The 25,796-nt window shown below is 40.7% G+C and carries 19 protein-coding genes; 3 read left to right on the plus strand and 16 right to left on the minus strand.

The features are described 5' to 3' along the window. Nucleotides 1-334 precede the first annotated feature (334 nt). The 11 genes from trpC to scyA all read right to left on the minus strand — a co-directional run bounded on the left by trpC (nucleotide 335) and on the right by scyA (nucleotide 16,083). Nucleotides 335-1,168, minus strand: coding sequence for an indole-3-glycerol phosphate synthase TrpC (gene trpC, locus V7K56_RS01135; protein ID WP_334906783.1), 834 nt, complete (start codon nucleotides 1,166-1,168; stop codon nucleotides 335-337). Between the two features lie 159 nt (nucleotides 1,169-1,327). Further along, complete coding sequence (locus tag V7K56_RS01140; RefSeq protein WP_334906785.1) at nucleotides 1,328-3,532, minus strand: anthranilate synthase; 2,205 nt, start codon at nucleotides 3,530-3,532, stop codon at nucleotides 1,328-1,330. Between the two features lie 413 nt (nucleotides 3,533-3,945). Then, nucleotides 3,946-5,142 (minus strand): 3-dehydroquinate synthase, encoded by a 1,197-nt coding sequence (locus V7K56_RS01145; protein WP_334906787.1) that lies wholly within the window; start codon nucleotides 5,140-5,142, stop codon nucleotides 3,946-3,948. Nucleotides 5,143-5,178: 36 nt separating this feature from the next. Then, a complete protein-coding gene (gene tyrA / locus V7K56_RS01150; RefSeq protein ID WP_334906789.1) occupies nucleotides 5,179-6,237 on the minus strand; it encodes a bifunctional chorismate mutase/prephenate dehydrogenase in 1,059 nt (352 codons plus the stop codon). A gap of 14 nt (nucleotides 6,238-6,251) precedes the next feature. Next, the gene (locus V7K56_RS01155; RefSeq protein ID WP_334906791.1) at nucleotides 6,252-7,541 is read right to left on the minus strand and encodes a glycosyltransferase family 4 protein; all 1,290 of its coding nucleotides are present in this window, start codon (nucleotides 7,539-7,541) and stop codon (nucleotides 6,252-6,254) included. Between the two features lie 114 nt (nucleotides 7,542-7,655). Further along, complete coding sequence (gene scyF, locus V7K56_RS01160; protein WP_334906793.1) at nucleotides 7,656-8,852, minus strand: scytonemin biosynthesis PEP-CTERM protein ScyF; 1,197 nt, start codon at nucleotides 8,850-8,852, stop codon at nucleotides 7,656-7,658. A gap of 162 nt (nucleotides 8,853-9,014) precedes the next feature. After that, complete coding sequence (locus V7K56_RS01165) at nucleotides 9,015-10,391, minus strand: ScyD/ScyE family protein (RefSeq protein ID WP_334906794.1); 1,377 nt, start codon at nucleotides 10,389-10,391, stop codon at nucleotides 9,015-9,017. A gap of 154 nt (nucleotides 10,392-10,545) precedes the next feature. Next, entirely contained in the window at nucleotides 10,546-11,805 is a 1,260-nt protein-coding gene (locus V7K56_RS01170; protein ID WP_334906908.1) for a ScyD/ScyE family protein, read from the minus strand. A 56-nt stretch (nucleotides 11,806-11,861) separates the two neighbouring features. After that, on the minus strand, nucleotides 11,862-12,833 hold the full coding sequence (scyC, locus tag V7K56_RS01175) for a scytonemin biosynthesis cyclase/decarboxylase ScyC (RefSeq protein ID WP_334906796.1): 972 nt from the start codon (nucleotides 12,831-12,833) through the stop codon (nucleotides 11,862-11,864). A 25-nt stretch (nucleotides 12,834-12,858) separates the two neighbouring features. Continuing rightward, nucleotides 12,859-13,920, minus strand: coding sequence for a tryptophan dehydrogenase ScyB (gene scyB / locus V7K56_RS01180; protein WP_334906798.1), 1,062 nt, complete (start codon nucleotides 13,918-13,920; stop codon nucleotides 12,859-12,861). Nucleotides 13,921-14,205: 285 nt separating this feature from the next. After that, on the minus strand, nucleotides 14,206-16,083 hold the full coding sequence (gene scyA, locus V7K56_RS01185; RefSeq protein ID WP_334906800.1) for a scytonemin biosynthesis protein ScyA: 1,878 nt from the start codon (nucleotides 16,081-16,083) through the stop codon (nucleotides 14,206-14,208). A gap of 1,594 nt (nucleotides 16,084-17,677) precedes the next feature. On the opposite strand from scyA, the gene V7K56_RS01190 reads away from it, so the two are divergent. Both V7K56_RS01190 and V7K56_RS01195 read left to right on the plus strand, forming a co-directional pair. After that, the gene (locus V7K56_RS01190; protein ID WP_334906803.1) at nucleotides 17,678-19,657 is read left to right on the plus strand and encodes a scytonemin biosynthesis sensor histidine kinase; all 1,980 of its coding nucleotides are present in this window, start codon (nucleotides 17,678-17,680) and stop codon (nucleotides 19,655-19,657) included. 141 nt (nucleotides 19,658-19,798) lie between these two features. Then, nucleotides 19,799-20,662, plus strand: a complete 864-nt coding sequence (locus tag V7K56_RS01195) for a response regulator transcription factor (protein ID WP_334906805.1) — start codon at nucleotides 19,799-19,801, stop codon at nucleotides 20,660-20,662. Nucleotides 20,663-20,682: 20 nt separating this feature from the next. Here the strand turns inward: V7K56_RS01195 and V7K56_RS01200 are convergent, their stop codons facing one another. The 4 genes from V7K56_RS01200 to V7K56_RS01215 all read right to left on the minus strand — a co-directional run bounded on the left by V7K56_RS01200 (nucleotide 20,683) and on the right by V7K56_RS01215 (nucleotide 24,268). Next, nucleotides 20,683-21,885: an AAA family ATPase gene (locus V7K56_RS01200; RefSeq protein WP_334906807.1), complete on the minus strand. Its 1,203-nt coding sequence runs from the start codon at nucleotides 21,883-21,885 to the stop codon at nucleotides 20,683-20,685. A gap of 370 nt (nucleotides 21,886-22,255) precedes the next feature. Further along, entirely contained in the window at nucleotides 22,256-23,551 is a 1,296-nt protein-coding gene (locus V7K56_RS01205) for an ATP-binding protein (protein ID WP_334906809.1), read from the minus strand. 14 nt (nucleotides 23,552-23,565) lie between these two features. Beyond that, nucleotides 23,566-24,024 (minus strand): DUF3368 domain-containing protein, encoded by a 459-nt coding sequence (locus V7K56_RS01210; RefSeq protein WP_334906811.1) that lies wholly within the window; start codon nucleotides 24,022-24,024, stop codon nucleotides 23,566-23,568. A gap of 7 nt (nucleotides 24,025-24,031) precedes the next feature. Then, nucleotides 24,032-24,268 carry a UPF0175 family protein gene (locus V7K56_RS01215; RefSeq protein ID WP_334906813.1) on the minus strand — a complete coding sequence of 79 codons (237 nt, stop codon included), beginning with the start codon at nucleotides 24,266-24,268 and terminating at the stop codon, nucleotides 24,032-24,034. 191 nt (nucleotides 24,269-24,459) lie between these two features. Between V7K56_RS01215 and V7K56_RS01220 the strand changes: the two genes are divergently transcribed. After that, on the plus strand, nucleotides 24,460-25,023 hold the full coding sequence (locus V7K56_RS01220; protein ID WP_334906815.1) for a Uma2 family endonuclease: 564 nt from the start codon (nucleotides 24,460-24,462) through the stop codon (nucleotides 25,021-25,023). A 14-nt stretch (nucleotides 25,024-25,037) separates the two neighbouring features. Here V7K56_RS01220 and V7K56_RS01225 read toward each other — a convergent pair whose 3' ends face one another. Next, complete coding sequence (locus V7K56_RS01225) at nucleotides 25,038-25,796, minus strand: WD40 repeat domain-containing protein (RefSeq protein ID WP_334906817.1); 759 nt, start codon at nucleotides 25,794-25,796, stop codon at nucleotides 25,038-25,040.

Below are 25,796 nucleotides of genomic sequence, written 5' to 3' on the forward strand. Positions count from 1 at the left end.
TGAGTTTTTGAACCTCATTTTTTTAAGTTTGGGATTTAAGTTATAGCTAATGCTTTACGGCAAGGCAGAAACGTTTCTACAAAGACTTCTGGACTTCCGAAGTTTGCAATCGCCATTGCTTTCATACAATTGCCTCAAAGCAAAATAGGGAATAGGTGATACCAATTCAAAATTCAAAATTCAAAATTAAGAAACTAGACAGAACAAAGGTTTGAGAGTATGTATCTGTCGCATTCTTTTTTCAAATTGGTGTGATAGGGAATAGGGGGGCAGGGAAGGCAGGGGAAGCAGAGGGGCAGGGGGAGAGAATAAAGCTTGACCTAAGCTTATTGGGTTAAGCAGGAGCAAGTTTTAGCAAAGTACGCACAGCTTGTTCTACATCGCTTTGTTTAACTAAAGATTCTCCAATCAAAACTGCACGCGCACCAGCCTCAGCGACAAGAGATAAATCAGCAGGTGTATACAGTCCAGATTCGCTGACAACGGTGATATCTAAGCTTTGTAATTGTTGTTGACGCTCTGCTAAAAGTTGCTGGGTTGTTCCTAAATCAAGGCTAAAATCTTCTAAATTGCGATTGTTGATTCCTACTAAATGTAAGTTGTCAAGCTTTAGCACTCGATCCAGTTCAGCTAAGGTATGGACTTCTACCAGTGCATTCATGCCCAAATCGTGAATTACTCGCAAAAAAGCCTGGAGTTCTCGATCTGATAAAATGGCGGCAATCAACAAGACTGCATCTGCACCTGCTGTTCGTGCTAAATAAATTTGATAGCGATCAATAATGAACTCCTTGCACAGTAGGGGTAATGCTACTTTTAATCGCACACTCCGCAGATTCTCAAAACTCCCCTGAAAGAATTTTTGGTCAGTCAGGACTGATAAACAAGCTGCACCGCCTCGTTCATAAGCTTGAGCAACAGCTACTGCATCAAAATCTGCGCGGATAATCCCCCGGCTAGGTGATGCTTTTTTTACTTCAGCAATTAAGCTCGGTTGGTTAGTATTTGACTGCAAAGCAGTCAAGAAATTTCGTACAGTCGGGGCTGCATTTAACTGTTGTCGCAAGGAGGCTAAAGGCAGTTCTTGCTGCATTTTTGCAACTTCTTGCCTTTTGTGCGACACAATATCTTCGAGAATATGGCGGGAAGGGGCAACTTGGTTAGTCATAAACTTGTTAAGTAGCAGGGAAAGCAGGGGAGGTAGAGGGGACAAGGGGACAAGGGGGACAAGGGGGACAAGGGGGAATTATTGAACAAGTAAGTCTCTTCCAAGTCTCCCCCATCTTCCTTGTCTACCTTGTCTCTTCTCCATCCTAATGCCCAATGACTAATGACCAATGACTAATGACTCTTCAACCTGCGTATATGCACGCACGACATTTTTAATTATTTCCAAACCGACTTCTGCCGCTAAAGTCATGATCGATTCTGGATGAAACTGAACGGCTGCGATCGGAAGTGTGTGGTGTTCAATGCCCATAATTACGTCGTCATCAGAAATCGCTGTTACTTTGAGTTCTTTTGGCAAACGTTGCGGTAGGGCAAACAATGAGTGATATCTACCTACTGTAAAAGATTCCGGTAAGTTTTTGAAGGTGACAGAATTAGAATCGGTGACGAAAATCCGTGAAGATTTACCATGTTGAGGATAGTTGAGAACTCCCAACTCCCCATCAAAAGCTTCAACGATGCCTTGCAATCCTAAACAAACTCCGAAAATAGGAATTTGGCGATGCAGAAGGGCACCAATAGTCTGGGGAACTCCAAAATCACTTGGTCTACCAGGGCCAGGAGATAAAACAACTAAGTCAGGGCGTTCTGTATCGAATAGCGATTCTGAGAAACCATGACGGAGTGTGGTAACGCTTGCACCAGTTTGGCGAATGTAATTAGCTAGGGTATGAACAAAGGAGTCCTCGTAGTCTATTAATAAGATGCGTTTGCCAGCTTTTACACCTGGAACTTGATTACTTAATTTTAGAGAACTGGACTCATCAATTTTCTGACTCGTTTGCTTTACACGCCGAATCGTCTCAAATAAAGCAGCAGCTTTGGTAATTGTTTCTTGTTCTTCTGCTTTGGGTATAGAGTCATAAAGGACAGTAGCGCCAACTCGCACTTCTGCAATGCAATCTTTTAATCGGATTGTCCGCAGAATTAAGCCAGTATTTAAATTCCCATTGAAATTTAAATAGCCGACTGCTCCACCATACCAACGTCGGGCGCTCTTTTCGTGCTGTTCAATAAAATTTATTGCTGCTTTTTTGGGTGCGCCGGTGACTGTAACTGCCCATGTATGCGATAGAAAAGCATCTAAAGCATCAAATTGCGATCGCAGAGTACCCTCAACATGATCTACTGTATGTATCAGGTGGCTGTATAATTCAATTTGGCGACGACCAATGACTTGTACTGAACCAGGTTCGCAGATTCGGGATTTGTCATTGCGATCAACATCAGTACACATAGTCAACTCAGCTTCATCTTTGTGAGAGTTGAGTAATTGACGAATTTGCACCGCATCGTCAAGAGCATCTTGTCCCCGACTAATAGTGCCACTAATAGGACAAGTTTCTACTCGCCTACCTTCAACCCGCACAAACATTTCTGGAGATGCACCAATCAAATATTCTCCACCTAAATTGAAAATAAACCCATAAGGACTAGGATTGATTTCCTTTAAAGTGTTAAATAGTTTGCTGGGTTCGTCTTCATAGCCTTCAAAAAAGTTTTGACTAGGAACAACTTCAAACAAATCGCCTCTGCGGAAATAATCGAGTGCAACCTCAACTTTTTTCGCATATTCGCCTACTTTATGGTCAGCAGTTTGATGCGGTAGAAGATGTTTGCCGCGATAATCTACAGACTCACCTGTTCTAGGAAGATTCTTTGTTTTGCCGTGCGCTGTTTGAAAATCATATTGTAGACGAAATGCACGTTGCTGATAGTAGTCAACAACAATCAATTCATCTGGCAAGTAAAGCACCAAATCGCGTTGATCTGTAGAACGATCCAAATGTTGGGTAATTGGTTCAAACTGAAAAACTAAGTCATAACCAAACGCACCATACAAGCCTAAATGCTCATCTTCTTGACTGGAAAAAGTATATAGGATTTCGCGGACAACTGTAAATGATGAAGGCTGTTTACTACGTTCCTCTTCAGGAAATAATTCTTTTGTAGCTTTAATAAAGCCGACGATATTGTTATTTTCTTGGGTGACGTTCTCAAGTTGCTCTGACTGGGATAGGCGCTCTAACAAAAATGGTAAAAGTATTTGACCGCGTTCATTCAATGCTATCAAAGTAAAAGCATTTTCCTGTGTAGTCAATTCTAACGGTGGATTGACAAATCCGATCGCCCATCTTTTGTATCTGCCTGGATATTCGTAGCTACTCTTTAGCAAGCCTCCACGCTGAGAATTTAAATGGAACAGAATATCTTCGAGGGCAGTGTCCATCTTAATTTCAGTGATAAAGCGAGAAACACTTATACCACCAAGGGTTTTGTAAGAACGGGAATCAAAGATCATGATTAATTTCTCTAAAAGAATTATTAGTCGATTATCGATAAGCAATTATTGGTTATTAGTAGTTATTTTTCAAGCAGTAGTAAACTTAGATAATGTGCTGTTAATTTAAATCAACTTATTTTAATTCCTGTATGATTTTTAAAAAATGTTATAAAAATCTTTTTGCTTCTTATTTAAGAGTACTAGATGTCAAGCAAACAATACATTGAATAATTTTTCGATTGGATGTCAATTTATTCGCTTTTTATACTGTTTTTCTAGTACATTTACCAACAATCCGATTTAAAAATCTCTACCTCCCCCAAAAGTAGTAAATAATCTCATAAAACCTCTGCGTTCCTACTCTACGGGAAGGCGTTCGCGTAGCGTCTCGTAGAGAAGCGCCTATGCGCTTCCCTCAGCCTTCTTTGCGTTTAAAAATTCACCTTCACTTCCTGCAACAGCGATATTGCTTGCTTATACAAAGACAAATTAACCTCATGAACCTCAATGCTTTTTCCAATCCTTTGTAAGAGTGTTAAAGTCAACTCTCCCCCCAAATGTTCGCGAAATTCAATTAAACCCCAAAACAAACAATGAGGATCTTCCAATTGTGATAAATTCTTAGCCAGTTCTGGCACATACAACGTGAAACCCAAAGCTAATAAAGTATTTAATATCCGTTGCCACTCTGAACAATCCAGCAGCCCTACCAAATAAGAATAGGTGCTATCTAAAGCGATACCGATCGCAACTGCTTCGCCATGACGCAAGCGATAATTTGTCAAATGTTCCAGTTTATGAGCCGCCCAATGTCCAAAATCCAGGGGACGAGACGAACCCATTTCAAAAGGATCGCCGCCATTGGCAATATGTTCTAAATGCAACTGGGCGCAACGATAAATAACTTGTTGGATAGTGTCCATATCTCGCCGCCTCAAAGCTGCGGTGTGAGAGTCGATAAAATCAAAAAAGCTAGCATCTTTAATCAGCGCCACTTTGACTGCTTCTGCAATTCCAGAACGCCAATCGCGATCGTCTAGAGTTGTCAAAAAGGCAGAGTCATTTATAACTGCATAAGGTGGCGCAAATGTGCCGAGAAAGTTCTTCTTACCAAAGGCATTAATGCCGTTTTTGACGCCAACCCCAGAATCATTTTGCGCTAACACCGTTGTTGGAACCCGAATTAGGCGAATTCCCCGGTGAGCAGTTGCGGCTGCATATCCTACTAAATCCAACACCGCCCCGCCGCCGATCGCTAATATGTAGGAGTGGCGACATAATCCGGCAGCTTCTATTACTTGGTGGATTTGCTCTACTAAAGTGGAATCGTTTTTAGCAGCTTCTCCTCCGGAAATTATCATCGGTTGGGCTGCGATCGCTAGTACCTCTCCATAAAACTTGGTATACGCGACTAATTGCTTCACCAACTCAGGTTGATATTTTAATATTCCTGCGTCTACCACTGCAACTAATCTCTTCGGCTTTGTCTCCTCATCCGCACCAGTTACTTGGGCTAAAGTGGGATTTTTCAACTCAAATAAATTTTGGGTGAAGTAAATCTCGTAGTTAAAAGTCACCGAAACACGTTGATTAATTAATCTACTTTTTTGCTTGATGTTAACTAACATATTTTTCTTTATGTGCATCTTTGGTTGAAAATCTTATTAAATAGCCGCTTTAACAGTTGTGTTTAAAGGTTGTAGAAAAGTGTTGATTTTCTCTTCAAAAAAGCTTTGAGCCTTTTCAAACTCTTGAATTAATGCGTCTCTATCTTTCATCGCTACCAGTCTTGCCAAACTGCTGTAAGTATCAGCTAAAAAGCTAATTGCATCACACCTTTCTTCTGTAGCTAGCATAATATCTACACATAAGTGAGGGTTTTGGGAAAACAAACGTTTAACAACGTCAATTTCTTGACGGTAGTTAGGAGTTGACATTGTTAAACTATGCTCTATGTCAATTTTTGCTTCTGCTAAAAAAACGCCAAGACTAAATCTACAGAAATGTTGAGTCGCTTGAATAATTACCATCATTTGATCGTGTTTTTCAGGTGTGCAAGCAACTAACTCGACCCCTTGACTTTTAAAAAAGTCTAAAAACCATTGAAATGAATCATCGTTTCGACCTGGACACACCACTACTTTTTGTCCAAAAAACGATTTTACATTTGGCCCAAACATTGGATGTAAACCCATGACTGGCCCGGAATGATGTTCGAGCATCGCCTGAGTTGGCTGTACTTTAATACTCGTGATGTCACATAAAGCGGTAGTTGGGGCAAGGTATTTAGCTGCACGCTGAATAATATCAACTGTATGTTCAATAGGAACGCTTACTAATACTAATTCTGCTTGACTTAATAGTTGATCCGCATATTCCCAATCATCATGTTCCAGAACCCTAACATTGCTACCTATTAGGGAAAGTTGCTCTTTAAATAATCTTCCCATCCTGCCGCATCCACCGATGATGGTAATTTGTCGGGGACTGACATGATTTGTTGCATATTTAGGAATCAGAGTAGCATGACAACTATTTAGCAGACCTGCCCAAACAGACTCAGGAATACCAGCTTGAGCGAGTAGGGGAGCGACATCAGCCAGTTGTTCATCTAAAGAAGGTTGTTCTGATGCTGCTAATAATGATATGCGATCGCTCAATAAAGCGATCAACCTTTGGTCAGTTTTTTTTAGCCGATCTGAATAAGAGGATTTCAAAGGCATTTTTCTTCCAATTTTCAAATATCAACAAGTGATTCCTGAGAACTCAATTTGGGCAACATATCCAAAGTTGTTGCTCTTTTGGGAATCATATTAAAAAATAACTCTTCATACCGATCTAGCATTTGCTCAAAGGAATAGTTTTCTACCGCAAACTTTCTTCCTTCACGCCCTAATTTTGCTGCTAGTTCCGGTTGATTATATAAATCCAATACCGCAGTGGCTAAAGCATCTGCTGACTCTGGCTTAACGATAATACCGCCGCCACTTTCTCGAATAGCTTTGGCAGCAGTACCAGTGGCGGGAACTGAACCCACAATTGGGCGACCACTGGCTAACAACAATGGTATTTTAGAAGGCATATTGAAAGAAATCACATTGCACTTTTGCACAATCAACCCGACATCAGCAGCTGCTAACATTTGCGGTAGTTTTTCTCGCGGTTGCAATGGTAAAAGCAATACGTTATCTGCACCACAAGCAAGACAATGTTTTTGCAACCTTTCAAGAGCTTGGGATTCGCCGGCTACAACAAAGACAATATCATTAATATGGCGCAAGCAAGCTGCTGCTTCTATTACTGTCTCCAAACCTTGCGTGAGAGCAATATTACCTGAATAAAGTACTACAAATTTACCATCGAGTTGATATGTAGCTCTCCAATAGTTATTCTTTTTTGGTAAAGGGCAGATAAAATTTAGATTTACCCAATTTGGAATGCAGGCAATTTTATTAACAGGTACACCTTTATTTATTAAATTATCCACAAAGCCATCAGCAATCACACTAATGGTATGTGCATTTCGGTAGGCAAATTTTTCTAAAGCTTCTAGAGCGAGAATCATTAACTTATTTTTAATTAGCCCAACACGCACAGCAGCTTCTGGGAGGATATCTTGCACATTCAGGACTACTGGACAGTTGTATAACCAACTTATTAAGGTTGCAGGTAAGCAAACGAGTAACGGTGGCACTGTTAAGAGAATTAAATCAGGTCGCTCACCCTTAAGAGCTTGTGGCAAACTTGTAAAGACAAAGCTCAACTCTAGTAGTAGCCGATCTACAAGGTTAGGTTTAGACTTAATCCGCAGATAACTACGCTGAATTTTGACACCATTTTTCTTTTCAGTAACGTATAGCTTACGCCGATAGCGATCGTAAATCTGACGCTGAGGATAGTTAGGCATACCTGTGATTACCCGCACTTGGTGCCCTCGCTTCACCAGCCCTTCTGCTAGTTCAGTCATCAAAGGTGCAATACCAATTGGTTCTGGATGATAGTTGTATGAATAAATCAGAATGTGCATTAATCGTTAATGTCCTAAAGATTTGTAGTAAGGACTAAAGTCCTTACTACGAACTTGCTTACCTATTAATTTCACCTTGACAGACTACTAGCACTGTTACTCAAGCATCAGAACTCAGCACTGTTTTTGCAATTCTTTCTCTAAACTGAAAACTGGCTTTTGTTGCCTACGTCTTTGCAATGTGACGGTAGCAGCTCCAAGTCCCAGCAGTGCTAAACCCAATGCTGAACTAGGTTCCGGTACTTTCCTTGTGCCTTCTACGTTTAACACTTGGACACGACCTTGGAAGAAATCGCCCACATAAAGCTTGCCATCTTTGAGGGCTGTCCCACCTGTCCAGTTAAATCTGCCTGGTGTGAGGTCGAGAGGATTGCCAAAAGGAGGGCCAGTTAATGCTGGAGGCGGGACTGGGTTGCCTGATGCATCTAGGGCTGGTTTACCGTAGGAAGTCAAGAAGTTACCGTTTTTATCAAATACCTGAACGCGGCTGTTGATAGAATCAGCTACATAAACATTCTCTTGGTCGTCCACTTCGAGGCCAATTGGCTGAAGAAGCTGTCCAGGTCCGCTACCTGCTGAACCAAATGTGTACAGAGGTTTACCATTTGGATCGAGTACTTTAACGCGGTTGTTATACTGGTCAGCTAGAAAGATATTTCCACTGACTGGGGAAATTCTTACACCTGCTACACCTTGAGTTTCTCCAAGTCCAGTGCCCACCTTACCACCAATGACACCAATTTGCTTTCCGTCAGGTGTGAATTTAAGGATTCTTTCGCCGTTAAAATCACCTACGTAAACGTTACCAGTTTTGTCAAATGTAACACCAGATGGCCCAAAGAAAAGCCTATCATTTATACGAGGGGTAAAATCTCCATTTGCAAAGGATCTAATAAAGTTACCCTGAGAATCGAATTGATTGATGCGGTTGTTGTAAACATCACCTGCATACAAATCCCCTGTTACAGGATTAAAGTCTACAGTTGTTGGCTCGTCAAACTGTCCGGGTCCTGTGCCGCCGGAGCCAATTGCTCCAATATACTGACCGCTTGGACTAAATTTTTCAATTTTGTCACCGAGGTTGTAGTTAGGAGTACCATCCGGGTTAACACCACGTCCGTTAGATATAAGGGTATTCCCTTGGTTATCTACCGCTATGCCTTGGGGAACAAACAGTTGCCCAGGACCGAAGCCAGGACTGCCGATACTTCTGTCGTAATTTAATGTTACAGCCTTGGCTTGGGCTACTGTTGCCAGCACCATGAATCCAGTACCGAGAATGCTGATTGAGAAATTTTTGACTAACCCCATGAGTTTGAAGTCCTAGTTGTATGAGTGTATACTCTTTCCTAGACTAATTTTGTTCCCAGTCCCAGTTTGGGAACCTTGAAATTCGGGCTGCTGCCTCTTGTTTGAAATGCAACTTTCTGTGTGAGGCAGCAGCCTCTTCTGTAAGCATTGCCAGATCAGGAATTAGACAGTCTCTGCTTTGGCTAGCAACTCTTCACCCAACTTTTCTTGGCGTTTGCGCTTGGCGATCGCAGCAGTTGCACCTACGCTAGCAAGTGCTAGTAAGCCGAGTACTGAACTAGGTTCGGGGACTTTTTCGATAGCGACACCATCCACCCGAACAACCTCTCCTCGTCCTGGACCGACACCGCGATTGGTAATATAAATCTTGCCATCAGGTCCAATATCAATTCCATCAGCAGAATCTAGCCCTTGACCTGCGGCAACGAGTGTTGTACGAGTGCCGTCAGGAGCAATTTGGATCAGAGATCCAGGTAGATTTGTGATGTCACCTCCTAACTGGGACTTGTCGCTAAACTGTAAAACTAGCAAATCGCCTTTTTTATCAAAGGTTAGGTCGGTGATATGCGTAAATCCATCCAGAAAAACTTCTGGTTTGAGATCGTCGCCAATACGGAAAATCCGTGATTTACCTTGTGGATAAGGAAAACCCGTATATTCACCAACGTATAAAGCTCCATCGGGGCCAATTGCGCCACCAGTGGGTACTGATTGAATTGCTGTTTTTCCTCCTGGAAGGTCCTCTAATAGCCCAGGAGGTAATTGTAGTCCTGGTGGCAAATCTGACTTACTAATAATGTTTTTCGGAATTGCGATCGCCTGGGATTTGCTTCCATCAAGTTTAATTTTGTAAGCAGTGTTCCCGCCCCCATCAACCACATAAGCATTATCACCATTAATAGTTAGGTCATAGGGATTGGTAACTACATCCCCTTTATCTGGATTTTTGGTGATTTCATTCTTGGCAAAGTCAAAAATACTGCTGAGAGCTCCCGTGTTCAAGTCAACTTTGGACAGTTGTGCTAGAAGCGGTGTATTCAAAACTTTATCGGGTGTTGATGGCGGGAAAGTCGCAAGTTGCTGTGGTGGGAGTGGGGATTTTGAACCAAGGTTAAGTGTTGCTAAATCGCGGTTTCCTGGATAACCGGCAAAGCCAGTCAGCAGATAAGCATTCCCTTTAGAGTCGAATTGTATGTCTTGAATACCAGCGCCTTGGTTGCCAGTGGGTTGCTCTGCTAAAGACTCAAAGTTATTAAGTAGACGCTGTTTTGTACCGTTTGGTGAAACTTTGACTAGTGAACCAGTGTTACCAGCACAGATAGGCTGAAACAACGTACTCGGAGATGGTTGGCAATTTCCATTTCCGCCAATACCTGGCTCTGCTACATAAAGACTGCCGTCAGGGCCAAAGCTAGTACCCCGGGCATTACTAACTCCATCGACAATAGTTGTTAATGTTGCAGCTTGTGCAGATAGTGTTCCACAAATAGCGGTAAAACAAAATGTAACAGATGTAAGAGCAAATGACTTGAGTTTCATACCTTTGGAGATTGAGAGTTAAATAATTTGTTTGTGGAAACTTTTATGGTTTTAAAGACAACGAATCCTAGTCTTCAAAAAACGCAGGGTAAATAATGCCTTTATTGAGAGGCAGTGATATTGGTTTGAAACTCTTTATTTGAGCGCCATGACTCTATTTATGAGAGGTTTGGTAGCTCTCTCTTCTTGTGCAACCAATGGCCAAGGCAGCGATCGCTAACACACCTAAAGCAGAATCAGGTTCAGGAATAGACTTGGTATTCTCAATTTTGAGAATTTGTCCTTCTCCTGGGCGATCGCCTCGGTTGGTGACATATACTGCACCATCAGCACCAATAGTCAGAGCGCTAGGCGACTCTAATCCATTGCCACTCAGAAGAGTTGTGCGTGTGCCATCGGGAGCTATTTTGATTACAGAACCATCAAAATCACCCTTCCAAGCTGACTGATTAGCGTACTGCAAAGCATACAAATTACCCGCAGAATCAAATTGCAAGTCTGTGAGTTGGGTAAAACCATCGGCGAAGACTGTTGGCTTGCCATCAGCACCGACTCGATAGATTTTTGCGCCACCTTCAGCAAAAGGAAACCCGGTAAATTGGCTGATGTAATAAGCGCCATCAGGGCCTTTTGCCACACTTGAGGGTACTGCTTGAGTTGCAAACTGCGATCGCCCCACTTCACCTTGAGATGGAACCTGTGCCGGTTCATTGGATGGAGTATCAGAAGGTGGAAAGACTGGATTCGTCAAGATGTCTTTGGGGAAGGTGGTAATAGCTTGCAAATTACTGCCACCAATGTTGACACCCAGTAAGTCGTTTGCACCTGCATCAGCTGCAACTAACTTATTTCCATCTATGACAAAACCCAAGGGATTGCTATCGACATCACCACCATCGGGATTATTGGCGAGTTCATAGTTAGCTAAATCTGCAACACTCGTCCAGGAATTGGTATTAAAGTCGGGAGCAATGATTTTACCGAGGTCAGTGTTACCCAAATTGCGATCGCGAAAGCCTGGATTAGCTCCATACCCAATCAGAACATAAGGTTTACCTGTAGCATCAAATTGAATATCACGAGGACCAGCGCCTCCACTACCATCAGGTAATGCTAAGGAAGGAAGTCCTGTAAGTATCCGCTTGGTCTTACCATTCTCAATTTTGGTAACTGCACCACTTGTGCCATAGCATAAAGAATCGCCTTGACCACTTGGTGGTGGAACACAAGCTCCACTTCCCCCGATTCCCGCTTCTGTAACATAGAGATTACCATCAGGGCCAAAGCTCAGACCACCGGCATTATATAGACCGTCAGCGATTACCGAAAACGATGTAGCTGACGCAACTTTCATTTCAGAAAAAGTGGCAACACAAAAAGTGATGAAAGTAATAGTAATTTGTTTGAGTTTCATGTTTTGTCCTTTGTCATTTGTCATTTGTCAGTTGACTAATGACTAATGACCCATGACTAATAACTAATAACTAGCTCCTCTTGAGTTTTTGGTAGATAGCTCATTCCCCGATCAAATGATTTTAGGTTGCCTGCTTTGGCTTCGAGTAAACGTTTGATGTTCATACTCTCAGCACCAAAGTCTTCAATCTGAAGTTTCCCGTGGGTAACAGTTCTATCTGCTTTCCAGAATGTGATTCGATGCAAGATAAAACCAGAAGCCTCCGGATCAGCGAAAGCATAGGCAGTTGGAATAAGTAACGCTACAGAGCGTTGATAATATTCGTAGTCTGGGTAAAAGTGTTCTTGTTCAACCAAGTAGTATTTACTCAGACTATGAACTCGCACAGAAACTTTTACCTTCTGGTCATATTCATCTTTGAATTCTCCTGATTCAAGATCAATCTCGCCATTTGGTCGCAATAAATGCGCCCACTCATCTATGTTTCGTAAGTCTTTTAAGTATTCAATGCCAATTTCAACTGGAGCATCAACATAGATGGTGTCAGTATTAATAAAGTGGCGTCCTCTGGCTGCTGCGGTAAGTCCAGCTTTGCGTTCCAAATTACCTTTGAGAGAACGACATTCGGAAGTGTGTACTGTATGAATTCCCTGCATAATCATCTGAGTCTGCCGTTTGGGATCGACAAAGCTCAACCAGTGAAAATATACACCTTTTTCATCTGTTCCTGGCTCGATGTAATCGGTAGGAAATAGCAAAACAGGGTAAACCTGAAAATATTTCTGATACTCTAATCCACAGTGCCACTCAATACCGTAGAAAAGTGGATTTTCTAGTTTTTTAACGTGATAGTAAAGATTTTTGTGATAACCGGATGCACTTCCGAGCCAGGTATCTTCGTCAATTTGCTCTTTCATCCGGCTGTAAAGCGTCCATTCATCTAAATTTTTTAAACTACAAAGGTAGTCAAAGGCGCTTTTTGGTGAAGTTGCAATATAAGCTGATGTAGCAAAGGTATTTTTTTCCATTGTTCACTCCTGAAGATAATAACAACTAGGCTGCGATCGCTGTAGTCTTGGTTCGCTTACTAGTGTTGATCCGGTCTTCTGCTAATCGTCTAGCAGCATCGTTAGTAGTAACTCCTTGCTCTTTAGCAATCTCAAAAATTGCTAATAGCGTGTCATAAATGTTATGCACTTGTTTGAAAGCTTTTTCTTCGTCATAACCAATCATTTCGTTGTAAACATTGATTAGTCCTCCAGCATTAATTACATAATCAGGGCTGTAAATAATCCCTTTTTTAGCAAGCATTTGACTATGTAGTTGCTCATTTTCTAATTGATTGTTAGCTGCACCAGCAATAATCGAAGCTTGCAGGAAAGGAATTGTGTGACTATTAAGAATTCCTCCTAAAGCGCAAGGAGCAAATATATCTACATCAAGTGAGTAAATTTCGGTTGGTTCTACAACAGTTGCACCAAAAAGCCGTTTCACTTCTTTTGCTTTTACTGGATCTACATCGCTAACAAAAAGCTGGACATCATGCTCATGTAAGTGACGACAGAGATTTTTACCAACATTTCCTAAGCCTTGAACTGCAACTTTCATGCCATCAAGTCTTTTACTCTGCCAACGAGATTCTACAGCAGCTTTAATTCCGAGAAAAACTCCTAGTGATGTTATCGGAGCAGGGCCACCAGATTTTTCTGATACCCCAACAACATATTGCGTTTCTTGACTAATCGTCCGTACATCATCAGGAGTAATATTGACATCTTGTCCGGTAATAAAACGTCCATTCAAACTATCAACAAAACGTCCGTAAGCTCTCAACAGATCGTCTGTCTTATTTTCAGGATTAGCAATAATGACTGCTTTTCCCCCACCAGCCGGAATGTTTGCACAGGCTGCTTTATATGTCATTCCACGACTGAGACGAAGTGCATCTTTTAAAGCAGCTTCTTCGTTAACATAAGGCATGAGTCTTGTAGCTCCCATCGCTGGGCCCAAGCTAGTGTCATGGATGGCAATAATTGCTTTAATTTCGGGATTTTTACCATGACAAAACAGAACTTGTTCGTGACCCATTTCTCTAACAGTTTCAAATAGCAGCATTTTCACCTCTCGATATTGTTTGGTATTGGTTAGAGAAAGTAATGAAGATTACAATCTGTAAAGATATAGACACAAAAACAGTCTTGAATATTAAGATAAGATGAAGATAGAAAAAAGTAATCTTCAAAAATAAAACATTCTAGTTTTGTGGGCTTAGTTGTTGCCACTTCTAAACTCATCTTTTATCTTTTGCTGAATGGACTAATCCAAACTACGTTGTAAATTCCGCTTTTTTGCAGTGTTTTAGTGTCTATAACATTTGAGTGAGATTGCAAACTTTTAAAATCAAACCATTGGAAATGAAACTTGCTTGGCTGCACTTTTAGCAGAAGTTGATTTAATTCCTTGTGCTGCTAAACTCTTATTACGTCCACCAGAAGGTGCTGGGCGATCAGCGTCAATCACTACATCGATTAAAAATGGAACAGTTGATGCGATGGCTTGTTCTAATGCAGGTTCAATATCTGACTCTCTGACAACTACAATCGCTTCTGCTCCCATCCCACGAGCAATCATCGCAAAGTTTGTTGGTGGAATTGTTGCATCTGCACCTTTTAATCCCAAGATTTTCATCCCTTGATGACACATGTTGTAACGCGCATCGTTGAGTACAATCCAGATTGCGGGAATTTTGTATTTCACGGCTGTGCTGATTTCGTTATTCATCAGCATTGCTCCATCACCGACAATCCCTACAGCTTTACTATTGTTTGCCAACGCTGCACCCAACACTCCTGTAACAGCGTGACCCATTGCGCCGACTCCGGTGCTGACTCGGTAACGATTGGCTTCGGAAAATTGCAGTAGATGTGTTGACCAAGTAAAGGAGTTACCACACTCCGCCATGACTATGGCATCGCTATCCTCAACAATGATTTTTTGAATTGCTGCCATCAATACTTCTGGTCGCACTGGATAGTCTACGTCTGTAACAAGTTCAATTGCTTTGTGTTCTGGACGAGGTAGGGAGATTGGGGAATGAGGAGCATCTGGCAATTGCTGCAACAACTCTTTGACAAAGGCTTTGATGTCAGAGCGAACCCCGAAAGTTTCAACGTGTGAATAAGCCACTCCTGGTACTTCTGGGTCAATATCAACATGGACAAAGCCTCCTTTTGGAACTAGTGCCGAACTCCAAAAAGAAGTCGGTTCGCCAAGACGGGTTCCTAATACGAGTGTGCGTAGTGGAGGATGCTGTTCCATATAAGTTAAGACGGAAGCATGACCGCCTAAACCTGTGACACCCACAAATTGGGGATGATCTTCGGGGAAGATACCTTTACCACGAGGTGAGCAGATGACGGCTGCTCCGGTTTTTTCAGCGAGTTCAAGGATTTCCTCTGCTGCGTTACGCGCACCAAAACCAACCCAGATAGCAAAGGGGCCAGATGATAACAACTCTACAGATTTAGCGATCGCTTCTTTTGAAGCAGTCATCCCCAACGGAGAAATATCTAGTTGGGGTAAGGCTATATTCTCAACTAAACTTGTCTGTACACCCGTGGGAATACTCAAATGGGCAACAAATCCGCCTGGTTGCGCCATAGCTAATGCAAGTTTACGAAAAATTTGCGGTAGTTGAGATGCAGATTCAATAGTAATTGCATAGTTGAATAACGCTCCTGGGGTAAAAATCCCTCCACTGGGTAAGGTATAAGTGCTGGTTTCTTGAATTGCCCAACGTCCGCGCTGCGGTGCTGAGGTGCAAGCGGACAACAAAATTATTTTTGCACCTTCACCACGAGCCGCAAATAATCCGGTGAGGGAGTTAGTGATCCCCGGCCCTGTTGTGGTAAAAACTACAGTGGGGCGATTATTCGCAAAGTAAGCTTCGGTGGCTGCAAATGCGGCTCCGGCTTCATGGCGGAAGTTCAACACCTCTATGCTGCTATTCGACAGCGCCCCCCAAATGCTTGCCATCGCACCACCTGCGACACCAAAAGCGTAGCTTACTCCCAAATTTTCCAACATCTGAGCGATCGCATCGGCAACTGAGAGAGTTGGGGCTATTTCATCGGTTAAAAAAGGCTGAATTCCCTCATTATTCTCTGATTCATCAAGCTGACGAGAGTCAGACACAGATTCTACATAGCTGTTTGCTGGAAGTTCCTTGTATGGCTCAGTGGTGATGAGAGGATTTGAACCAGTATAGTTTTGACTCATTAGTTTCAGGTAATTACAGAAAGTTACACAAAGGCTTTTTAGTTTACAATCACAGCGATAGAAATATTTAATACAAACAACTCTGTTGTTTCTCACAGCTATGATCTAGTTTGGACAAGAGTAGAAATGGTTGATTGCTCCTGATTGATGCTTGTGAGCGCAGTACCAAAAAATTTTTACCAAAAGCATACAACAGTTGAGGCTGTGCTTCTTGCCACCAGAATAAGGGAGATGAAGACTGTTGTACAATCAAAAATCTTTTGATAAAGATGTCAAATTTTTCGCTTCTATGGTGATGAAAAAGCGTTAAGTACGTACATGAGCGGGAAAAAACTAAATTATCTAAAGGTGTATAAACTAGCAACTAACCTTAATTTAACTATCTCTCATAATCTATACATAACTTAATATAGCTAGCTTTAATAGCGCCGATCTAATTAATAAATGCTTGGAGAGGTTCTTAATTTTTGACGATCGCAATGATGAAGACCTTATTTGCAATGAAAAATCTTTTGATCTGGGTGTCAATTCTTTTGCTTTGATCGCGATCGCAACATTTGCAACTTAGTCACTCTGAAAAATTGATATTCTGCAATGTAGGAACAGTATATTGCAAAATTATAGGAAATCCTTTGATTTGGTTGTCATTTCTTTTGCTTTATAACTTGGATAACTTTTCATCCGAATTAAAGCATGAGAAGATTTAGCAGTCTTTATATTGCTACCAAAAACTCTTTGAGTCAATTATTTGTAACTATAAATACATTCTTTTTTAATATTTGATATTTCCTTTGAAAGATGATAGAGAATTCAGAAAATATTAATTTTTTAAACAAGTGTTTTTGATAATGCATAAATCAGCAATATCTACTTAATACGCAAATACATCTTTCATTTTTGACAAAAAAGATACAACTATGTTGCATATAATTTTACGTGTATTTCAAGATAAATGTACTTCTTACGACAGATGACTAAGCATATTCTTCTATAGTTAAATCCCTGAGAAGGTAGGTTAAGATAAATTAAGAAAATAAGTTGATGAGTTGAAGTTTATTCATTTAACCCAGACCCAGCACTGCAAATTCATTTATGTAAAAAATAAAACGACTGGTATAGATTAGTAGGGGAAACCCAGGAATTTTAGGTTGGTGAACTCTTGTAGAGACGTAAATAGCACTGCTACGTCTTTGCAAAAATTCTTGATAACGCATAATTAATTTGTGGAAATGTCTATTACTTAGTTCTGGTGCAGGGCTAGTTTAGATAGATTAAAAGTTTAAAACTTTTATCTAATAAGTTAAGGTTGATTGACTAATCTAGATTTGATTTGTCTAAATTTTGTGCTGCTATCAAAAGCTGTTTAATTCAATAATATTTTTTTGGAAAGATTTATTTTTTTAGCAAATTTGATTTAAAAATTTATATTTTTCTGATATGATAATTTTTATGAAGATAATTAAAAATATTTTTTAATTCTCTAACTAATTTTATTTTTTAACAGCCGAACAGTACACCAAAGATTTTAGTAAGTTATGAATATTAACTCATTAATGGCTATGGTGCTGATTGATTAGCAAGAGGAAGTAAAAATATGAATTCTGGCAAATATACAGTAGCTAGATCAAACAATCAATGGGCACTACAACCAGAAAGAGAGATGAAGTTTGCTCATTTCCTAATAAATCATGCTGTAGATGCTGCCTTCTGTTTAGGAGCAAACGCGCAGTTTCTTTACGTCAACGATGCCACTTGCCTGATGACTGAGTATTCCCGTGAGGAATTACTTTCCATGAAGCTGCATGATATAGACGTAGATTTTTCTCTGCACAATTGGTCAGATATTAGCTCACAGGGTTCCCTTACCTTTAAATCTCGCTATCGGACAAAAGGAGGTCGGATATTTTTGGTAGAAATATCCATGAGCTATGTTAAATACCAAGATATAGAATTTGGCTGTGCTTTTGCTCGTGAAATAAGTGATGAAATAGTAGAATTGAGCGTGCAAAAGTGGACTGATGAATTAAAAGATGCTAAAGATAATTTGCAACAAGAATTTTCTCAAGTCAAGGCAAAAGAAGTAGAACTAGAAACATCTCTTTCTTTACTTCGTTCTACTCTGGAGTCTACTGCCATTGGTATTGTTGCAGTTAATTTTGAGGGAGATATTCTGAGCTTGAATCAGAAATTTGTGGAGATGTGGCAGATTCCAGAGTCTCTAATACTATCTAAGAAATGTCCTCAATGCAAAGCTTTTTTTGAGAGCCAACTTAAAGATCCACAAACCTTTAATCGGATGATTTGGGAAGTGTCTAGCCAAGCTGATTTCGAGAGCTACGACATTCTAGAGTTAAAAGATGGCAGAGTTTTTGCACACTATTCTAAACCTCAGTTGCTTGAAGATAAAATTATTGGGAGAGTGTGGAGTATTTGGGACATTACTCAATCGAAACAAACTGAAGAAGCATTACGATTGAACGCAACTAGATTTCGGACTTTAGCAGAAACCACAGATACCAGCACTTTTTTAATTCAAGGTACGCGGCTTTGCTATGTAAATCCAGCAGTGGAGAAACTCACTGGCTACACAACCGAGGAACTGACAACAGGCTTTGAACTGCGCCGACTGATTAAAAGCAAAAAACGTAGGCAGGTACGCACTCAGGGTGAATTAGGTAATTTTGAATACCAAGAGATAAGTATTTTGACAAAAAACGGCACGGAGCGCTGGCTAGCTTGCGCGGTTGCCATGCTGAATGGAGTGTTGGATTTTGGAGGAAAGCCAGTTGAACTGATTGCAGGCATCGATATTACCGATTACAAATATGCAGAATTAAATCTAAACCAGGCTTTAGAACAAGCAAAACAACTTAGCGAACTTAGAGCGCGTTTTCTTTCTATGGTCTGCCATCAATTTCGGACTCCGCTGAATATTGTTTCATTTTCTAATAGCTTACTCAAAGAAGAAGTAGACAAACGCACACAGAAGAAAATACAACCATTACTCGATCACATTCAAAAAGCCACCGAACAACTTAGCCAGATGTTGGATGATATTTTGTTCTTCTCTAAGGCAGAATCGGCAAAAATAAACTATGATCCCAAACCGCTTGAGTTAGTTCGGTTTTGTAATGATTTAGTTGCACAAATGCAGATGAGTTTTAGCCGAGTTCCAATTAACTTTGTAAGTCAAGATAACTCTTTGATAGCCTGCATAGATAAAAAATTGTTAGAGCCTATTTTGAAGAATTTGCTCGACAATGCAATCAAGTATTCTACCTCAAACATCGCAATTAATTTGGAACTATCTTGCCAAAACGAAAAAGTGATTTTTCAGGTTAAAGATAAGGGGATCGGTATTTCAGTAGTAGATCAACAACGAATATTTGAGCCATTTTATCGTGGTAGTAATATCGATCATATACCTGGTACTGGATTAGGACTATCGATTCTTAAAACTCTTATAGATTTACATCACGGTCAAGTCACTGTAAAAAGTCAACTTGATGTAGGCACTACATTTACTGTGATCTTGCCATTAATCAAATCAGAGTTGACCACTTCCGAGTTATGAGTTTTGAAATGAAGAAAGTTGTTAATTAACAACTTAACAATCATAACTCTTGGAATGAAGTAATTAATTTCATGTCTATTTACATACTCACCAAAGAGTCTAGTAAACAGCTTCTGCAAAAAGTTATGGTAATAGAAAATTATGTCAGAATCGTCAAAGAAAATTCTCGTCATTGAAGATGATAACGTTACTCGTAATCTTTATTTAAAGGGTCTTGAGGCTAAAGGTTTTGATACAATAGGTGCCGATAACGGTCTTGTTGGCATCCACCAAGCACAAAAGCGTATACCCGACTTAGTGATTTGCGATATTACGATGCCCGATATGGATGGTTATAACGTTTTAACTACGCTACGCCAAGATCCTGTTACAGCAATTATTCCTTTCATTTTTCTGACTGGCAGTAGTACTAGAGCAGACGTTCGCAAAGCTATGGAATTGGGAGCAGACGACTATCTTAGCAAACCCTCGACACTAGACGAATTGCTTAGAGCGATCGCTATTCGCTTACAAAAACAAGCTAATTTTCAGTATTGGTGTACTATGAAGTCGGAGAAAACTCCAAAATTAGTATTTACAGATGATACTCCAGCGATCGCTAAAGATGTTGCCATAGCCTCTGATGAAGAAGTCTTTGATCAAGATCCTTCTAAGTCAATCTTTCCCTGCATGCCTCAATTAAAAGAAGTTTTCGACTTTATCGAAGCCCATTATCATCAAGGAATTACTTTGTGTGATGTAGCTGTTGCTGTTGGTTACTCACCCGCTTACTTAACTAACCGAGTAGCAAAGCAGACAGGAGAAACTGTAAACTGCTGGATTGTCAAACGTCGGATGGCGGGAGCGCGTTTTTTACTCCGAAATAGCGAGCAGACAGTCGAGAAGATAGCAAAAGCATTGGGCTATCAGGATGTATCTCATTTCTCCCGCCAGTTTCGCCAACATCACGGTTTACCTCCCCAAGCTTGGCGCAAAGAACGTCAGCTTGTATCGCAAAACAGATGAAACTGTGGTGATAGTAGATTTCAAACAAATAGTTGTGTAAACTCATATATTAAATCCACCCTACCTTTACGTAACAAGGCTGGATCTAATCTTTCAGTAGTGTTACAAGTCATCAAAACAACTAACCGTTGCTGCATCTGGATACCAGAGTCATCAATTACACTCTGATACAAAGTGCCATCTAGCAAACTCAGAATGTGTTCGGTTTTGTTATTGTATTGCGCTACCTCCGAAGCACGATTTTGCGCTAGATTATCAGCTTCGTTAATAACGATACAGATACGCTCTATGTAAGTTGGTGGAACAAAATTAGCGATCGCATCATGATCTAAAATAAAAATTACATACCCTAAAGGTACAAGAATTTCTTTTGCTACTGCCTGTGTCCACACTGTTTTACCAGTACCTGGTTGCCCATGTACAACAACCGCTAACTGATTTTGATTCAAAATTGCTTGCTGTACAGAATCAGTAAAGTTTTGGATATCTGCGGGAAATGTCCGAATGGGAAATTGACTATGAACTTTGCCTACACGACTTTGATATCCACTCAGCATCACTGCTAAGTCGTAAGTCGCTTTGTTAATTAGTGGCGCGAGATTTTTCGCCATTAAACTATATTGTCGTCGCCCGCGATCGTAGGGATCAATTTGCAACCAAATGTCATACTTAGACCAGTAAGCGTAAACAGTATTAATAACGTCTAAGCGTTCCCAGCTAACAAATTTATCTATCGGAAAATAAAAATCTCTTTCTGAATGATACTGGGTAATAATATCAGGATTACCCAATACACCTAAAACTCGCAGTACAGTAATTTCTTGCAGTCGATTAAGAACATAATCAATGGGAATACTACTACGACTGACAAATTGGACAATAGGCGTTTCCGTACTCAAAACATCTTTGTAGCGATGATCTGGTGATTGAGGATCTGGTGTAATGTAATTCCAAAATTTTTCAACTTCATAGCGGGTATTATCAGATACAACACTTAATAAATTCGCCCACCAAGCATAATTATTCCGTCCTAAAACATCAGCAATGTTACTCGCCAAATTCAAACTTTTTTGACTTAATTCGCGGGAGTCACTATACAACAGTTGCCACAAAAATCCCCAGTCTAATTCTCGGTTAAACGGTCGCCAACCGCAAGCAAGTAAACTTTGCCGAGTATTATTTGTAGGAGTGCCTTCATTGCTTCTAAAATAGTCAAAATCCATATTTATAAGTTATGCAGCGTTAGTTAAGTTATTTTGTATTAAGTAGGAAGTTTTGAAAATTTTTTCTCGTAATATCAACTAATTGCGTGCAAATGGTAATTTTATTTCTACTGTACTGGTGAGGAAGTCTTTTTAATTTAACTCGTTACTCTTGTAATATACCATATTACATCAAAACTACTTGTGTCAACTTTTTTGATAAACCAGTTGTCTGGTAGATGAGCACTTACAGCAGATTTCAAGTTGATGAAGTACACAAGCTAGTCTGAAGGTACAAAGCTTGTTTTACTTCTGTTAGTGCAGCGGGACATAGCCTATTCTGACGCCTTGGCGGAGCGTCTTTGGCTCTACTCCTAAATTCTGCTGTATATCATGTCTGTGGATATTTTTCAGAAGGTTTTATTTGCTGTTTACCTAGCCAGTCTCGAAAGCTGGAATGATAGAGACTGTAATGGGTTTCAGAGGCAATTGGTTTTTGCTGTAAGAACTCTAGCCAATTTTGTAGCACTTCTTCAACTTCATACTCATCAGTATCAATGATTTGTGCGATGCCTGCGGCGGGCTGCGCCAACGCTTCCACTGATATTGCTTTTTGCTGCTGTATTAAAACATTTAACACATCTGTGCTGTGTTCCGTCTTTTGTTCAGATGGAAACATTTTGTGTAAATGCTGCTGATAATATGCTTCTAAACCAGGCGGGAGTTGATTGTACTGGAAAGGTATCGGGTAGAAATTTTCTGCGTTAGCGAAGCTTACCGTTCGCGGAGCGTCTCCGACAGGAGAAGGTATCGCACTTATTATCTGACTGAGATACATAAAATTATTTTCGCTCAAAGTGGTGAGGCGATCGCAGAATTCTTGCTCACTAATCTGGTGATTACTCAGCCAAGATTTAAGATTCTCCCTTAACGAGGGAGAAATATTGCCCCCCTTTTCAAGGGGGGTTGGGGGGATCTCTTGAAGGGTTAGGTAATTTTGAATATATGCTTGGATATCTTGCCGATTTTCTTCTGGATAATCTGCTAAATCAAGACTTTGCGACGGCGTTTCAATTAATAAACCCGACTTCTCCCGCAAAAAAGGTCTACGAGTGAGGAGAAAATAGACCTTATCTGGAAGATAGCGGGGGAGATAAAACAGATTTGTACCAGGTGGTTGGCTGTTACGGTCAATGCAATTCAACCCATCAATGGCAATTATCAGTTTTTGAGCGGGTTCTAACTCATCACTGATTTGCTGGAGAAGAAGAGACAAAAACCAACTCCCCTCAGTCGCATTATCTGGAACTCCCCCTAACTGGGAAAAATCTTGCTCCCTCCTCGCTTGCGGGGAGGGTTGGGGTGGGGTGCTTAAATTATGCAACCAGTCGATTAACTGAGTACAAACAACCTTGAGAAATTCGTCAGCACGATTTTGACCCTCAAGTTCGGCATTGTAATAAATAACTTGAGGATTGTTTGTCACAAATTTGGCGAGGATAGCACTTTTACCGCTACCGGGTGCGCCAATAATGGTGAAGTAACCCTGGTTATGGCTGTGGAGAAAGTTGTTAATAGCTGTGAAAACAAATTCACGACCGACAAAGTTGTGGCTTTTTTCTTGAATGATTTCCTCAAACTCTGTGGGATGTCCTCTGGGATTAGTTGTAATGTGTGATGAACTCATAATTATTTTTGTACCTATTCGCCAGCTTGTTGTTTAAGCAAATTTACTACAGTCTCAGATAACCATAAACCTGCATCACGTAAAGCTTGAATTCCAGGAGATACGCTTAAAATTATGCCGCGTCGTTTTGCTAGTACTAGTAAGCCTCCTGTGCCAATGGTAGTAATGCCCAGCGATTGACCGCAACGCCTTTCTGAAGTTTCCAAAGCTAGACTTAATACTTGTGACTCTCCTAAAGCTAAATCCCAAGCGGCAACTTCAGGGGCTACAGCCGTAATTTTCACTATTTGTATCCAAGAAACGCTGGGTAATTGTCTTGAGGCTGCATCATCTTCTCCTGCTGACATGACTTCTGCAAAAACACCTTCTGGAACGATGATTTCTTTAAATAGTTGCGGGAGTAATTCTGCTTGTTTACTTTTAAATAAAACAATCAGAGGTGAAGAGTTGATAATGATGCGGTTAATCGACATTTGCCATTTATTGGGCTAGTTCTTCTGGAGTGTATTGCATGAAATCAACTCGGTAACGAGATAGAGCATTAATAAATTCTGTCCGTGTTAGTCCAGCAACTTCTGCTGCTTTAGCTTGAGATATTTCGCCTAATTCATACCATTTTACTGCGGCGGCAATCCGCATTTCCTGAACGAACTCTTCAGGGTTCTTGCGGAGAGCCGAAAATACAGTTGATGGTAATTGGATTGGTACTGTTTTCATAGAATTGTCTTATTTACTTAATATTATGTCGAATTAGCAGAGAAGTAGAAAGTAGGAGGCAGTCAGCCCCTTGGGAGAAGTCAAAAGTCAAAAGTCAAAAGTCAAAAATCTCACCACCGTTCACGAAAATATTTATCCCCACTCTCTATTTTGGAGAATAATTAAAAGATGAGGCAACAGTGGAGGTGGCGATGTCTGTACAATTGCTAAGACGGAAATTCACAATTGAGCAATATCATAAGATGGTTGAGTCGGGGATTCTCACAGAAGATGACCGAGTGGAATTGATTCGGGGAGAGATTATTGAAATGTCGCCTATTGGGACAAAACACGCTGCTTGTGTAAATCGACTAGTTAATCTGTTGGTGCAGCTGTTGGGTAAACGCGTTATACTTGCTGCTCAAAATCCGGTCGCGTTGAACAATAACTCAGAACCTCAGCCAGATGTAGCATTACTTAAACCCCGTGATGATTTCTACGCCACTGCACACCCCCAACCCCAGGATATTTTTTTAATAATTGAAGTATCTGATTCGACTGTGATGTATGACTGGGAAGAGAAAATTCCTTTATATGCAGAAGCAAACATAATTGAAGTTTGGTTAGTAGATATTAACGAGCAAATTGTCGAAGTTTATCAACAACCAACAGCCGCAGGTTATCAGCATATGCAAAAGTTCACTAGCGGTCAAACTTTATCAATTCAAACCTTCCCCGATGTGAATATTAGCGTCAATGAAATCTTTGGCAGATAACATTATTTCTCCACTCATCCCTCTATCATGTTCTCAAGACGCAAAAAATGCACCCTACCTGATTGTTCGCCTGCCACAATTGTCATGCCGTCTGGTGCAACTGCACAGCAAGAGATGGGAAATTCCCCTGTGAAAGTGGCAATGACCTTCCCAGTTGCCAGATTCCAGACTTTCAGGGTGTAGTCATGGGATGCAGAAATCACCTGTTGCCCATTGGGGGTGACGGCGACGGCATTTACCGAGTTACTATGACCATTGAGGGTGACGGCGACGGCTTTTACCCAGTTACTATGACCATTGAGGGTGCGGTGCAAGCCTCCCCCTGGTGGCGTTAAGCTTGGGGTTAAGGGACACAGCCAAGGGATAGTTGTGCTTTGCTTTATTTTTGCCAATAATGCCTGAATCTCCTTAGCCATTTTCTGATTTAGTAACCGTCCGTGCAATTGACTCGCTAATTGCCCCTTATCCACTGCTAATATATGCGCTGATAGTTTTAATGCACCTTGAATCAATTTCAGACTTTTGACTTTCTCAGAGTTATATTCTGGGTAATTTAATGTATCTGTATCATCAATCAAATCATAATCTTCAATTAGTGGCTGTACGCCAAACTCAGGATGATTAATCTTTGCCACCAAAAAATCAAAATCAGTCAGGATTTGGTAATACTTCTCTAACTTTCCCGACTTCACCAAGCTAGGCGCTAAACTACCCAAGTAAGCACGTTGAAAAGCGGGACTTTCTGCCGCGAACTTGTCAACAAATTCTCCCAT

It is taken from the genome of Nostoc sp. (assembly GCF_036917535.1).
In the GTDB taxonomy this organism is placed as follows: Bacteria; Cyanobacteriota; Cyanobacteriia; order Cyanobacteriales; family Nostocaceae; genus Nostoc.